General features: G+C 64.2%; 9 protein-coding genes. 1 reads left to right on the forward strand and 8 read right to left on the reverse strand.

From position 1 onward, the window contains the following. Positions 1-16 precede the first annotated feature (16 nt). Together BM344_RS09900 and BM344_RS09905 are read right to left on the reverse strand one after the other, a co-directional pair. Positions 17-640, reverse strand: coding sequence for a MarC family protein (locus tag BM344_RS09900; protein WP_091989000.1), 624 nt, complete (start codon positions 638-640; stop codon positions 17-19). A 120-nt stretch (positions 641-760) separates the two neighbouring features. Further along, complete coding sequence (locus BM344_RS09905; RefSeq protein ID WP_091989003.1) at positions 761-1,762, reverse strand: GlxA family transcriptional regulator; 1,002 nt, start codon at positions 1,760-1,762, stop codon at positions 761-763. Positions 1,763-1,871: 109 nt separating this feature from the next. Between BM344_RS09905 and BM344_RS09910 the strand changes: the two genes are divergently transcribed. Then, the gene (locus BM344_RS09910; protein WP_091989006.1) at positions 1,872-2,825 is read left to right on the forward strand and encodes an alpha/beta hydrolase; all 954 of its coding nucleotides are present in this window, start codon (positions 1,872-1,874) and stop codon (positions 2,823-2,825) included. Here the strand turns inward: BM344_RS09910 and BM344_RS09915 are convergent. The 6 genes from BM344_RS09915 to BM344_RS09940 all read right to left on the reverse strand — a co-directional run bounded on the left by BM344_RS09915 (position 2,783) and on the right by BM344_RS09940 (position 13,172). Continuing rightward, positions 2,783-3,736: a transglutaminase family protein gene (locus BM344_RS09915; RefSeq protein WP_091989009.1), complete on the reverse strand. Its 954-nt coding sequence runs from the start codon at positions 3,734-3,736 to the stop codon at positions 2,783-2,785. The two genes, BM344_RS09910 and BM344_RS09915, sit on opposite strands and share 43 nt — an antisense overlap. Positions 3,737-3,746: 10 nt before the next feature. Then, on the reverse strand, positions 3,747-6,248 hold the full coding sequence (locus tag BM344_RS09920) for a circularly permuted type 2 ATP-grasp protein (RefSeq protein WP_091989013.1): 2,502 nt from the start codon (positions 6,246-6,248) through the stop codon (positions 3,747-3,749). Positions 6,249-6,346: 98 nt separating this feature from the next. Continuing rightward, the gene (locus BM344_RS09925) at positions 6,347-9,655 is read right to left on the reverse strand and encodes a transglutaminase family protein (protein ID WP_091989016.1); all 3,309 of its coding nucleotides are present in this window, start codon (positions 9,653-9,655) and stop codon (positions 6,347-6,349) included. Between the two features lie 45 nt (positions 9,656-9,700). Next, entirely contained in the window at positions 9,701-10,639 is a 939-nt protein-coding gene (locus BM344_RS09930) for an alpha-E domain-containing protein (protein WP_091989019.1), read from the reverse strand. A 1-nt stretch (position 10,640) separates the two neighbouring features. After that, on the reverse strand, positions 10,641-12,101 hold the full coding sequence (locus BM344_RS09935) for a circularly permuted type 2 ATP-grasp protein (protein WP_091989022.1): 1,461 nt from the start codon (positions 12,099-12,101) through the stop codon (positions 10,641-10,643). Positions 12,102-12,110: 9 nt separating this feature from the next. Next, positions 12,111-13,172, reverse strand: a complete 1,062-nt coding sequence (locus BM344_RS09940) for a zinc-binding metallopeptidase family protein (protein WP_091989025.1) — start codon at positions 13,170-13,172, stop codon at positions 12,111-12,113. Positions 13,173-13,227: the final 55 nt, after the last annotated feature.

Consider the following 13,227-nt stretch of genomic DNA (forward strand, 5'->3'; position numbering starts at 1 on the left):
CCCGGACCCGCCTACTTTAGGTGGAGGCAATAAAGCCGGCAATGCCGGTCAACACGATTTCCGCCGCCATGGCGGACAGGATCAGGCCACTGATCTTGGAGAGGATATTCAGTCCGGTCTTGCCCAGCGCCCGCTCCAGGTATCCGGACAGGTGTAGAAGCACTGCCAGAATCAAAAGGCCGGAGACCAGGCCCAGCAGGCCACCGGTTACCTCGGCAAAGGACTTGAGCTCGGCGCCGTAGACCAGGATCGCACCGATGGTGGCCGGGCCAATCATCACCGGAATGGCCAGGGGCACCACCGCGATGTCGTCACGATCCTCCTCGGGCAGGCCGGTGGCGTGGTTGCGGGTTCCGCTGGTGACCAGGCTGATGGCGGTGAGGAACAACAGGCTGCCGGCACCGATCCGGAAGGAGTTCAGGGTAATGCCGATGGCACTGAACAGCAGCGGCCCGGCAAAGAACAGCACCAGGCCAAGCACGAAGGCGGACACGCAGGCCCGCCGGATGATCGACGACTTCTCCGGCGCCGGCAGGCCCCGGGTCAGCGCCAGGAACATGGTGACCACGAAGAACGGGGCCAACAGAAACAGGAAGCGGATGGTGCTGCTGAGGTAGGTGGAGAAAAACGTGTCAATCATTCCGGGTGGTCCAGGGTTTCACAAAAGCCCGCAAGCATAGCCTGCCGCCGACCGGTTTGCCGTAAGGAAGACAACCTATGAACAGCTCGCGCAGGCACTGCCCTCGCGATGCAGTTGCCGTTACGCCGCCGGCGTAACGTAACTGAAGCGCCGACGATACTGCTCCATGGTACAGCCTACAGTGCGCTTGAACAGCCGCCGGAAGGAACTGGCATCCTCATACCCCACGCCCCAGATGATCCGGGCGGTCTGCTCCCGGCTCGATTCCAGCCGGTGCTTGGCCGCCTCGATCCGCAGGTGCTGGAGGTAGCCGATGGGTGTCTCACCGGTGGCCTCCTTGAACCGCCGCTTGAAGGTTCGGGTGCCCAGGCCGGCCACGGCGGCGACGTCGTCGATGCTGACCGGTTCCGCGAAGTGCTGCTCAAGCCAGGCCTGGGCCCGGCGAATGGCGTCATCACTGTGGGCCTTCTGGCTGTAGAAGGCCATGTAGGGTGTCTGCTCCACTCGACGACCGTCCAGCACCAGCATCTTGCTGCAGGCTAGCGCCACCGACGGCGAGGCAAACCGCTCGACCAGATAGAGGCAAAGATCGACAAACGCCGTTGCACCGCCCGCGCAGATGATCTGGCCGCTGTCCACCAGCAGCTGGTCCGCCTCCAGGCGGATATGCGGGTAGCGGGCCCGAAACAGGTGCGCCGCCCGCCAGTGCGTGGTGGCCACCCGATCGTCGAGCAGGCCCGCCTCGGCGAGCACAAAACTGCCGGTGCAGACACTGGCCAGTACCACGCCCCGGTCAAAAGCCTGGTGCAGCCAGCCATGAAGCGGAATCGCCGGTGCCAGCGTGCGGTCCAGCGCAGCCAGGCTGACGGCCGCCTCCACCGAGGACCCCACCACTATCAGGTCCGGCTGGAAGTCGGAGCGCCGGGCGGTGGGCGTCACTACGGCGCCGCTGTAGCCCCGCACCGGTTGATCATCCACGGTCACTACCTGGGCGTTGAACGGCGCCGCATCCCGGGACCCGGGCACCTGCGCGCAGAAGTTGGCCACGGTGAAGAAATCCATCACACCGTGCACCCCCGAGGCGTGACAGTTGGGCAAGGCAACAATGGCGACGTTCATCATGGCAATGGCCCTTTTCGCACTTTATATGTCAAATATGACACTCCTTGCGACCGGAGACAAGGCCTAACCTGAAGCTGTCACTCACCACACCAGATCAAGGAGGTGTGCCATGACTTCGAAACTGAACGTGCAATCCCCGGTTATTGCTCCCGCCGCACAGGTGAAAGTGCGCCGCCATCGGGTGTTATCCACCACACAGCTGGCACTGCGACTGTATGGCCGGCTGTCGCCGGTGAAAGCGGGCCGGCTGGTGCACCGGATGGCGTTCCGGCCGTCCCGGCTGCCCGCACCGGGCCGCTATGAACACCTGTTCGACACCGCCGACAGCTATACCCAGTTGCAGCACGGTACCCGCACCATCCCGGTGTACGCCTGGGGCCAGGGGCCGACCATTCTCGGCGTGCACGGCTGGTCCGGCGCTGGCATACAGTTCGGTGCCTGGGTAGAGCCGCTGCTGGCGGCGGGGTACCGGGTTGTACTCTATGATGCCCCCGCCCACGGCCGTGCCCAGGGCGAGAGCACCGATCTGTTCGAGATGGCGGATGTTCTGCGCAGCGTGGCCGCCAGCGTTGGGGGCGTGCACGGCGTGATGGCCCATTCCATGGGTGCACTGGCGGCTGCGAGAGCCATTCAGGACGGGCTGGATGCCGAGTATCTGGCACTGCTGGCGCCGCCGTCCGGGCTGCGCGGGGTCATGCACAGCCTCGGGCGGCAGCTGGCCCTGAGCCCGGAAGTGCTTGCTGTTCACCTGCAACTGATGGAGGAGCGGTTCGGGGCGAGCGTTTGGCAGCAGTTCGACCTGCAGGCCCTGGCCGGAACCCTGACCCAGCGAGGCTTGATTGTTATCGACCACGACGACGCGTCGATCGCACCGGAGGACAGCGAGCGGGTAGCAGCGCAGTGGCAGAACGCCGGACTGCTTCGCACCAGCGGCCTGGGCCATAACCGCATACTCTGGAGCCCGCTGGTGATCGACCGGGTGTTAACCGACCTGGGCGAGCCTTCAGAGCGCCAGAGCCGTCAGGAGGACAGCTCTTCGAGAAAGGTATCGCCCTCGGTGTAGAGCGATCCGAACTCTGCCTCGGGCACCACGGTGACGGCGATCTCCGGCTCGTGTTCGCCGCCGCCCAGCAGCACCCCTCGCAAGGGGGTAACGTCGGAGAAATCCCGGCCCCAGCCAAGGGTGATGTGCTCCAGGTCCGGTCGCACCGCGTTGGTGGGGTCCAGCTCCAGCCAGCCGAATCCCGGCACGAACAGGGCCACCCAGGCGTGGGTGGCATCAGCCCCCACCAACCGTTCCTTGCCCGCCGGCGGATGGGTGAGGATGTAACCGCTGATGTAACGGGCCGCCAGCCCCACCGAACGCAGGCAGGCGATCATGATCTGGGAGAAGTCCTGGCACACGCCTCGCCGGGCATTGAACGCCTGCTCCACCGGCGTTGAGGTCTCGGTAGCGGTGGGGTCGAAGCTGAAATCCCGGTGGATCATCCGCATCAGGTCGTCGGCGGCCTCCACCAGCGGCCGGTCCGGCCGGAAAGCGGCGCTGGCGTAAGCGGCGTACTGGGAATCAATCGGCACGTTGGGCGAGACAAAACGGAACGCCGCAGCCTCCAGGAACTCGGGGGTGAAGGGTCGGTCGGCCCGGTAGCGAAGGGCGTCGCGCACCGCCTCCCAGGTCACGTTGAGCGCCTCGCCAGCCGGTTTCGGATGGGCCCGCAGCTCTACCCAGAACTCACTGATGATCTCCAGGTACTCGTGTTCTTCGGTGAAATGAATGGCGGTGATGCGGTTGCCGAAGCTGTCGAGGAAGGAGCGCCGCACCGAGGGGTCGGGATCGATGGCCAGGTGATGTTCCAGATTGCGCTGCCAGGGCAATGGCCGGGGCGTCAGCCGCAGCAGGTGATGGGATTCCCCAACCACCTGGTCGTACCGGTACAGGGTCTCATGGCGCACATGGTAGCGAACGAACGTCATGGCTGCGGCCTCAATCCGGTGTCACGGACCGGTTCGAATACCGGGTATGGATGAAATACTGGCGCTGGATTTCATCGGATACACGATAGACCTCGTCACGCACCGCGTAAAGCGTTTCGGCGAGGGTCTCGCAGGCCTTGTCTGGCCGCTTGCGCTCAAATTCGTGAAGGTCCACCGCCCGCAACCGCTGCAGGCAGTCGCCGAGGTCCGGCGGGAACAACTGACCGGTCTTCCGCCCCATTTCCGGCAGGTCTTTCTGAAGCTGGAGCACCTGGAACATCACCGAATGAGGGTTGCTGGCATCCATCACCAGGGTATGCAGAACCCCGAGCAGTTCAGGCGTGCGGCGGTATCGGGTGCGGTAGGTCACCTCGGAGTTGGCCACCTCCAGCAGCCACTCCAGCATGGCGTTGCGGCCGAAGCGGTCACTGAACAGCGGCACGCAGATCAGCGTACACAGATTGGCCAGGCGCTCGAGTCGGCGGCCAATCACCAGGAACCCCCAGCTGGTGTCGCGGGTGATGTCGTCCATGGCAAAGCCGGCCAGGGAAATACAATCCAGCAGCACCAGGTTCAGGGCCCGTACCGCCTGGTCCGGCGTTCTTGGCGCCGGGGTCAGCGGCCGGCCAACCCGGTTCAGGGTGTGCCAGTTGTCGGCCGACAGCCGGTCCCGCACCTGGCTGGCATTGAACAGCAGGCCCTGCAGTATGGAGGCGATGGATCCGGGCAACTTGAGATCACTGACGGCCCTTAGCAGAGCTTTGGGCAGCGGTTCCGGCTCGGCCTCCTCGTCCGGCTCTGGCAGCGTGCCGAACTGTATCGCTGCCTGCTGCAGTCCCAGCAGCGCTTCCTCACCGGCATGATCGTGGCCCGAGAGCCGGTTGAACGCCGCCCGTAAAAGGCGTGCTGTGCCCTCGGTCCGCTCCGAGTGCCGGCCCATCCAGAACAGGTTCTCGCCCACCCGCGAGGGAGTGTCCCGTTCGCCATCAAGCAGATCCGACACCTGCAACCGCTTCTTGAGCAGCGAGGTGGAACTGGCGGTACCCCGGGCCTGTACCCAGGTGTCCTTGGACAACCCGCCCCGCTGCATGGAAATAACCTCCACCCCTTCATCAGCGGCCACCCGGGTAAGCCCGCCCGGCATAACCTGCCAGCCATCGGGTGTGGCGGCGGCAAACAGGCGCAGGCCGATGGAGCGGGTGGCCAGGGGTCGATCCGGCTGGCCCCGCCAGACCGGCGCCTGGGAAAGATGCACCAGTTCCTGGCCGACAAAGGCGTGCGGATGCGCGTGCATTTTCCGGATCAGGGCATCGCGCTCGGCGCCCTTCAGGCGATGGCCGAAGACCGGCTCCATGCGCATGCTGCCAAACGCGGGTTTGACCACCAGCTCGTCGAGGTGCTCGATTACATAGTCGAGGGCCGGCTTTTCGCCACACCACCAGGAAGCCACCGAAGGCATGGCCAGGGATTCGCCCAGCAGCTTCTTGGAAATCTCGGGCAGGAAGCCGAACAGCGCGGCGCTCTCCAGCACGCCGGAGCCCAGGGCATTGGCCATCAGCACCTTGCCGGCGCGAACCGCCCCGAGCAGGCCGGGAATGCCCAGCACCGAGTCGGCCCGCAGTTCCAGCGGGTCGCAGAAGCCGTCGTCGAGCCGGCGGTAGATGGCATGCACCCGGCGCAATCCCTGGAGGGTTTTCAGGTACACGGTGTCGTCGCGCACCGTCAGGTCCTGGCCTTCCACCAGCGGCAGGCCCAGGTAGCGGGCCAGGAACACGTGTTCGAAATAGGTTTCGTTGAACCGGCCCGGGGTCAACAGGACACACAAGGGCCGTTCGTTGCCGGTCGGCGCCATGGTGGCCAGGCCGTTCTGGAAGGCCTGGAAGAACGACGACAGGTTAGTGGCCGGCAGATTATGAAATGGCGCGGGAAACGCCCGGGAAATCACCAGGCGGTTCTGCAGAGCGTAGCCCGCCCCGGAAGGTGCCTGGGTGCGATCGGCCATGACCCACCAGCTGCCATCCGGCGCCCGGCCAAGGTCCAGGGCATACAGATGCAGGAAACGACCGCCGGCCGGGCGAATGCCCTGGCACGGCCACTGAAATCCCCCCTGGCCGTACACCAGCGCCGGAGGCAGCAAGCCCTCTTTGAGCAGCGACTGCCGGCCGTAAAGGTCGGCCAGAACCCGATCCAGCAATTCTGCGCGCTGGGCGACAGCCCGGGACAACCCCTGCCACTCGTCGGCACCCAGCACCAGGGGTAGGAGATCGACTTCCCAGGGGCGGGTAACGCCTCGGGGGTCCTCGTAGACGTTGTAGGTAACGCCATCTTCGGCAATGGCCGTGGACACCGTCTGGGCTCTCTGGTTGAGGCCCTCGAGCGACTCACCGTTCAGTTGCTGCAACAGCGGACGCCAGTGGCTGCCGGGGCCGCCCCGGGAGCCCAGCTCATCAAACCGGTCGGACACCGGGTGATACTGGCTGAGGATGTCCGTTACTGCGCGTTGCTTGGCCACCTTGAGGTCGGGCTCCGTTGGTTCAGTGAGCTTGAAGCATAGCCGCTTTGCCACCCGTGGAGCCAGCACCGCAGGATCCGCACAATCCTCCCCCCGATTCACTCCCCGTTGTGATAGCGCAGGTCCAGAGTAAACGGAAACTCCCGGTGCTCGGGGACCGGGCGCCGGGGTTGCCTGCCGTCACTGTGTCCCATCCGGAAGAAACGCGCCATGCGACGGCCCTCGGCCTCGAAGGAGTTCACTGGCAGGGTCTCGAAGTTCCGGCCGCCCGGATGAGTAACGTGGTACTGACAGCCCCCCAGGCTGCGCTCGTTCCAGGTATCCACCAGGTCGAAGACCAGCGGGCCATCCACACCGATGGTGGGGTGCATGCACTGGGGCGGCTGCCAGGCCCGGTAACGGACGCCCGCCACGAATTCACCCACCTTGCCGGTGGCCTGCAGCGGCAGCGGGACCTGGTTGCAGGTCACCTGATAGCGGTCGGGCGCGGCGCCGCGAACCTTCACCTGCAGGCGCTCCAGCGACGAATCCACGTAGCGCGCAGTACCGCCAATGGCGCCGTGCTCGCCGGTCACATGCCAGGGCTCCAGGGCGGTGCGCAGCTCCAGGGCAATGCCCTGCACCGCGTAGTCCCCGATCCGCGGGAACCGGAATTCAAAGTGCGGCGCAAACCACTCGCGCTCCAGCGGGTAGCCCCGGCCCTGCATGTCGGCAATCACATCCTCGAAATCCTGCCAGACGTAATGCGGCAGCAGGAAGCGGTCGTGCAGCTCGGTGCCCCAGCGCACCAGCCGCGAGGGCCGGTAGGGCTCTTCCCAGAAGCGGGCCACCAGGGCCCGCAGCAGCAGTTGCTGGGTCAGACTCATGCGGGCGTGGGGCGGCATCTCGAAGGCTCGCAGTTCCAGCAGCCCGTGGCGCCCGCCCGGGCCGTCAGGCGAATACAGCTTGTCGATGCAGAACTCGGCACGGTGGGTGTTGCCGGTCACATCAGTGAGCAGGTCCCGCAGCAGGCGATCCACCATCCAGGGCGCCACCTTCTTGCCGATGGGACACACCCGGTCCATTTCCTGGAACGCCAGTTCCAGCTCGAACACGTGGTCGTTGCGCGCTTCGTCGATGCGGGGCGCCTGTGAGCTGGGCCCGATAAACAGTCCGGAGAACAGATAGGACAGGCTCGGGTGGTTGTGCCAGTAACTGACCAGGCTACGCAACAGGTCGGGCCGTCGCAGGAAGGGTGAATCCTCGGCAGATCGTGAACCGAGTACGAAGTGGTTGCCACCGCCGGTGCCCGTGTGGCGGCCATCGAGCATGAACTTCTCGCTGGTCAGGCGGCATTCGTAGGCATCGGCATAGAGCGACTCGGTCTGCTCCACCAGCTCATCCCAGGTATCCACCGGCTGCACGTTCACCTCAATCACCCCCGGGTCCGGTGTTACCCGGAAGTGGTTCAGGCGACGATCAGAGGGCGGCTCGTAGCCTTCCAGCAGTACCGGCTGCGCCAGTTCGGCGGCGGTTTTCTCGATGGCGGCCACCAACGCCAGGTACGGCTCAAGCTCCGCCAGTGGTGGCATGAAAATCCGCAGAATGCCCTCCCTGGGCTCCACGCACAGGGCGGTACGGACAATGTCGGTGGCCGACTCGCCTTTTTTCGGCTCAGCTGCCGCCATCTCGGCATCGCCCGCGCGTCCGCGCAGGTTCCATTGCAGGATGTCTTCGTTGCGCGGCAGAGCCTCACGGGGCGCAAAGGGATCCGGCTCGTGGATCCATGGATAGTCGGCCTCCGCCACCCAGGGCTGACTGTCCAGGGGCAGCCGGTAGCCCATGGGTGAGCCGCCGGGAATCAGGTAACAGCGCTCGCTGCGCAGGAACCAGGGGCCGGTCTGCCAGTTGTCGTTGTCTTCCCCGCGCTTGAGCGGCAGTACATAACCCACCGGCTGGTCCAACCCGCGACTGAAAATCTGCTGCAGCTGCTTTCGCTCCAGCGGGTTGTCCAGCTTCGAATCAAAGGGGTCCACGTTCACCGGCAGCCGCCGCTCCCGCCACAGGTAATAGAAGGCGTCCTCGAAGGCCGGGAACACCTGGTCGTCTTCCACACCCAGCTGACGGGTCAGCGCTTCAACAAACTGCCGGGCCGATTCCGCCGTGGCCTCGCCCGCCTTGCGTTCATCCGCCAGCCAGAGCTCGTCCTGCCAGATGGTCTCACCGTCGCGACGCCAGAAGCAGTTCAACGACCAACGCGGGAGGGGCTCGCCGGGGTACCATTTGCCCTGCCCGAAGTGCACCAGCCCGCCAGCACCGTAGCGGTTACGCATGCGGTGGTACAGGTCGATGGCTTTGAGACGTTTGGTCGGGCCCATGGCCTCGGTGTTCCACTCGGGCTCGTCGCGGTCGTGATTGGCGACAAAGGTGGGCTCGCCGCCCTGGGTCAGGCGCACGTCCAGTTCCCGAAGGCGGCTATCGACCTGATGACCGAGCGCCACCACCTGCTGCCACTGCTCTTCGGTATAGGGCTTGGTCACCCGGGGCGCTTCCCAGATGCGCTCCACGCTCATCTGGTGTTCGAACTCAACGTCACAGTCTTCCACCATGCCGGTGATGGGCGCGGCGGAGGACGGCTCGGGGCTGCAGGCCAGGGGAATGTGCCCTTCCCCGGCGAACAGGCCGGAAGTGGGATCCAGGCCCACCCAGCCAGCGCCGGGCAGGAATACCTCTGCCCAGGCGTGCAGGTCGGTAAAGTCGGCTTCGGCCCCGGAGGGCCCGTCCAGCGCTTTCTGGTCCGCCTTGAGCTGGATCAGATAACCCGAGACAAACCGGGCGGCCAGGCCGAGATAGCGAAGCGTCTGCACCAGCAACCAGGCGGAATCCCGGCAGGAACCGGAGCCTTTCTTCAGGGTTTCCTCCGGGGTCTGCACGCCCGGCTCCATGCGGATGAGGTAATCCACCCGATCGGCCAGGCGCTGGTTCAGGCCCACCAGAAAATCCACGCTGGGGGTTTCCGAGCGGTCAATCATCGCCATCCATTTCCGGAATTCCGGCGTTTCCGGCAGCTTGTGCAGATAGGGCGCCAGCTCTACTGACTGCCAGTCCTCGTAGCTGAACGGGATGGTTTCCGCCCTGGGTTCCAGGAAGAAATCGAACGGGTTGATCACCGCCATTTCCGCCACCAGGTCCACCACGATCTTCAGTTCCGGGGTCTTCTCTGGAAACACCAGGCGCGCCAGGTAGTTGGCCTGGGGGTCCTGCTGCCAGTTAACAAAGTGGCCCTCGGGCTCAACCCGGAGGGAATAGCTCAGGATACGCGTCCGGGCATGGGGACAGGGCCGCAGGCGAACCACCTGTGGCCCCAGGGTTACCGGCCGCTCGTAGCGGTAATGGGTGGTATGACTCAGGGCTACGTGAATCGACATGGTGGCTCTCTCGCAATCGCTTCAGTACGGAAAATCAAACAGGTCTCAGGCCGCTTCGTAAACGGGAAACCAGGTCTCGACAATGTCTTCGTGGAGTTCGCCAATCTCCAGCTGCAGGTTCTCCAGGAACAGGATGCCACCCTCCTTGCGGATAAGCGCATCCACATCCGCCTCTCTTGTGTGCCGAACCGCCTGCAGCGCGGTGCGCAGGGGAATCTCGTTCCGAGGCAGCCGGCCCAGGGCACTGGCTACTTCACCAAGGCTGTGCAACACCGACCGGGGAAAGGGCTCGTTCTGCAGCAGGAACCGGACCACCAGAGGGCCGCTGACCTTGCGCCGGACATTGTGGCGGTACATCTGGAAGGCACTCTGATAGCGCAGCACGCTGGTCCACATGATCCCGCCGTAGGTGTCGGTGCCATCCCAGCCATCCAGGAACTGCAGCGCGCCCACCTCGATCTGCCGTGTGGCCATGTCGGCCCGCTCCAGATTGCGCCCTACCCGGATAAAGTCGTAACCGATGTCGTGGCTCATACAGCCGGCCAGCAGTCCGTTGAGCATCTGACACCGACCGACGATTTCGGTCAGAAAGTCATAACGGGCGCGCTTGCCAACGCCCTGGTCCAGGTTGTCCTGGATATAGCGATACAGCTCGTTGATGACCTCCCAGGCGTCGGTGGGCACCTGGTCGCGGGTGGTGCGAACGTTCTCCCGGGCGGCCTTGATGCAGGAGGCGATGGAACTGGGGTTGTAGTTATCAGCCACCAGGAACTTCACGCAGTTGCGCTCATCGGCCCTTTGATAGTGCTCGTCGAACACCGCCCCCATGCCGGTCACGGCCACCAGCCCCTTCCAGGACAGCTGGGTTTCCCGGGGCATGTCCAGGGCCATGGAATTGAAGGCCATGATCATCCGGGCGTTGTTCTCGGCCCGTTCCAGGTATCGGGCCATCCAGTACAGTCGTTCCGCTACACGTGACAGCACATCAGTTCTCCTCGTCCACAATCCAGGTATCCTTGCTTCCCCCGCCCTGGGAGGAATTCACCACCAGGGAGCCCTTACGCATGGCAACGCGGGTCAGGCCGCCAGCAGTCACGTAGGTCCGCACCCCCTGCAGCACGAACGGGCGCAGGTCCAGATGCCGGGGCGCCAGGCCCTCCTCGGTGAGGGTCGGCGCCACCGACAGACTCAGGGTGGGCTGGGCAATGTAGTTGCGCGGGTTCTTGTTGATCAATTTGGCAAACTCGGCGCGCTGCTTCTTGGTGGAGTGGGGCCCCACCAGCATGCCGTAGCCGCCGGACTCGTTGGCCGGCTTCACCACCAGCTCGTCCAGGTGCTCCAGCACGTATTCCCGGTCCTGCTTGTTCACGCACATGTAGGTGGGCACGTTGGGAATGATCGGCTCCTCGTCGAGGTAATAACGGATCATATCCGGCACGAAGGCGTAGATGACCTTGTCGTCGGCCACCCCGGCGCCAGGCGCGTTGGCCAGGCCCACCTTGCCGTTGCGCCAGGCCCGCATGAGCCCAGGTACGCCCAGGGTGGAGTCGGCCCGGAACACTTCGGGGTCGAGGAAATCGTCGTCAATCCGGCGGTAGATCACATCCACCCGTTCCAGACCCTCGACGGTGCGCATGTAGACGCAGTCGTCCTCGCCCACCACCAGGTCGGCGCCTTCCACCAGCTCGGCGCCCATGCGCTGGGCCAGGAACGAATGCTCGAAATAGGCGGAGTTGAAGATGCCCGGTGTCAGCACCGCGATTTTCGGGTGGTCCTGAGGCCGCGGCGAAATAGAGGCGAGCATGTCGAACAGCTGGTTGGTGTAGTCGTCCACCGGCAGGATGGCGGTGTTCTCGAACAGCTCCGGGAACACCCGTTTGGTCAGCTGGCGATTCTCCAGCATGTAGGACACACCGGAGGGCACCCGCAGATTGTCCTCCAGCACATAGACCTTGCCGTCCTTGTCGCGCACCAGGTCGGAGCCGCAGATATGGGCCCAGACCCCCAGCGGCGGGGTGAAGCCCCGGCACTGTTCCCGGAAGTTTTTGGAGTTGGCGAACACGTACTTGGGGATGACCTTGTCCTTGACGATCTGCTGGTCGTTGTAGATGTCGTTGATGAACATGTTCAGGGCGGTCAGGCGCTGGGCCAGTCCCTGTTCGATGGTTTCCCACTCACTCAGGGAAATGACCCGGGGAATGATGTCGAACGGCCAGGCCCGGTCGATGTTCTCGCCTTCGCTGTAGATGGTGAAACTGATGCCCATTTCCAGAATCGCCAGCTCGGCGGCCTGCTGCCGGGCCTGGATCTCCTCCGAATCCAGGTTGCCCAGGTACTCGGTGATCTCGGTGGCCGCCGGCCGGGGCTGACCCTTGGCGGCGATCAGTTCGTCGTAGAAGTCGTTCGGGTCGTAATTCTTCCAGTCAATGAGTTTGTTTTTCTTCATGGTCTGTCCTTAACAGGCGTGTACGATTTGGTGAACCAGCCGGAGTTTCTCCACCACCGGCTCTGCCAGCACGAAGGGGTAGGCGTGTTCGTGCCCCATGCTCCGGTTCAGGCTGTTGAGGGCGAGGGTCAGGGGCAGCCAGTGGCGAACGAGGCCATCAAAGTCGTCGATCCGGTAGGAATCAAACGCGGGGTCCGACGCCGTATCCGGATGCACGTCGTCGCGGGCATCCACACGCAGCCCGAACTGCCAGGCGGTTTCCAGGGTATCCACCATATGCAGGTAATGTGCCCAGGTTTCGGCCCAATCCTCCCAAGGGTGGCTGCTGGCGTAGGCACTGATGTAGGCGTTCTGCCAGTTCGCCGGTGGCCCGGACTGGTAATGCCAGTCCAGGGCCTGCCGGTAGTCCCGGGTATCGTCTCCGAACCGTTGACGCACGGCCTCCAGCCAGGGGCTTCCCCGAACCAGACGATCCCAGAAATAGTGGCCAGACTCGTGGCGGAAGTGCCCCAGAACGGTGCGGTAGGGTTCGGCCATCTGGCTGCGCATGCGCTCCCGTTCCACCGGATCGGCCTCGGCGATGTTGAGAGTAATCACTCCGTGGGCGTGGCCGGTCACGACCTTTGCGCGCTCATCGAACATCGCGGGCTGGTCTGACAGGAAATCAAACGCCAGGCCTCCCTGCTGTTCACTGAGTGGACCGAAGGGCAGACCCAATCGGAGCAACGAGTAAACCAGTCGACGCTTCTCTTTCTCAAGCGCCGACCAGAGCGCCCGATGGTTGGCAACGCCGAGATCGGGAATGGTTCGGTTCAGGCGGCAGGCAACGCAGTAGGTGTGGGTGTCGTTTTGCGGAATCAGCCAGTTGCAGACCCCATGGTTCAGGTAGTTGCCGCAGGGTCGGTAGATATTGCCGCTGACAATCGCAACCCATTGATCACCGGCTCTGGGCTCCATGGCCAGCAGGTCCATGACGTCCGGGGCGAACCCCAGATCGGCGCCACACTGGGTACAGCGGCTATTTTCAAAATACAGCAGATTGGCGCATCGGCCACAGTGAAACAGCTTCATCAGGGGACAATCCTTGGCCGAAAGCGGCAAGACCTGACTTCAAGTATTGGCCAAA

The sequence above is a fragment of the Marinobacter gudaonensis genome (assembly GCF_900115175.1).
Lineage (GTDB): Bacteria > Pseudomonadota > Gammaproteobacteria > Pseudomonadales > Oleiphilaceae > Marinobacter > Marinobacter gudaonensis.

What these genes read in the sequence shown, in the direction of transcription:
- BM344_RS09935 (WP_091989022.1), bottom strand. Translation starts at nt 12,101, where the DNA reads ATGAAGAAAAACAAACTCATTGACTGGAAGAATTACGACCCGAACGAC.
- BM344_RS09925 (WP_091989016.1), bottom strand. Translation starts at nt 9,655, where the DNA reads ATGTCGATTCACGTAGCCCTGAGTCATACCACCCATTACCGCTACGAG.
- BM344_RS09900 (WP_091989000.1), bottom strand. Translation starts at nt 640, where the DNA reads ATGATTGACACGTTTTTCTCCACCTACCTCAGCAGCACCATCCGCTTC.
- BM344_RS09940 (WP_091989025.1), bottom strand. Translation starts at nt 13,172, where the DNA reads ATGAAGCTGTTTCACTGTGGCCGATGCGCCAATCTGCTGTATTTTGAA.
- BM344_RS09915 (WP_091989009.1), bottom strand. Translation starts at nt 3,736, where the DNA reads ATGACGTTCGTTCGCTACCATGTGCGCCATGAGACCCTGTACCGGTAC.
- BM344_RS09910 (WP_091989006.1), top strand. Translation starts at nt 1,872, where the DNA reads ATGACTTCGAAACTGAACGTGCAATCCCCGGTTATTGCTCCCGCCGCA.
- BM344_RS09905 (WP_091989003.1), bottom strand. Translation starts at nt 1,762, where the DNA reads ATGATGAACGTCGCCATTGTTGCCTTGCCCAACTGTCACGCCTCGGGG.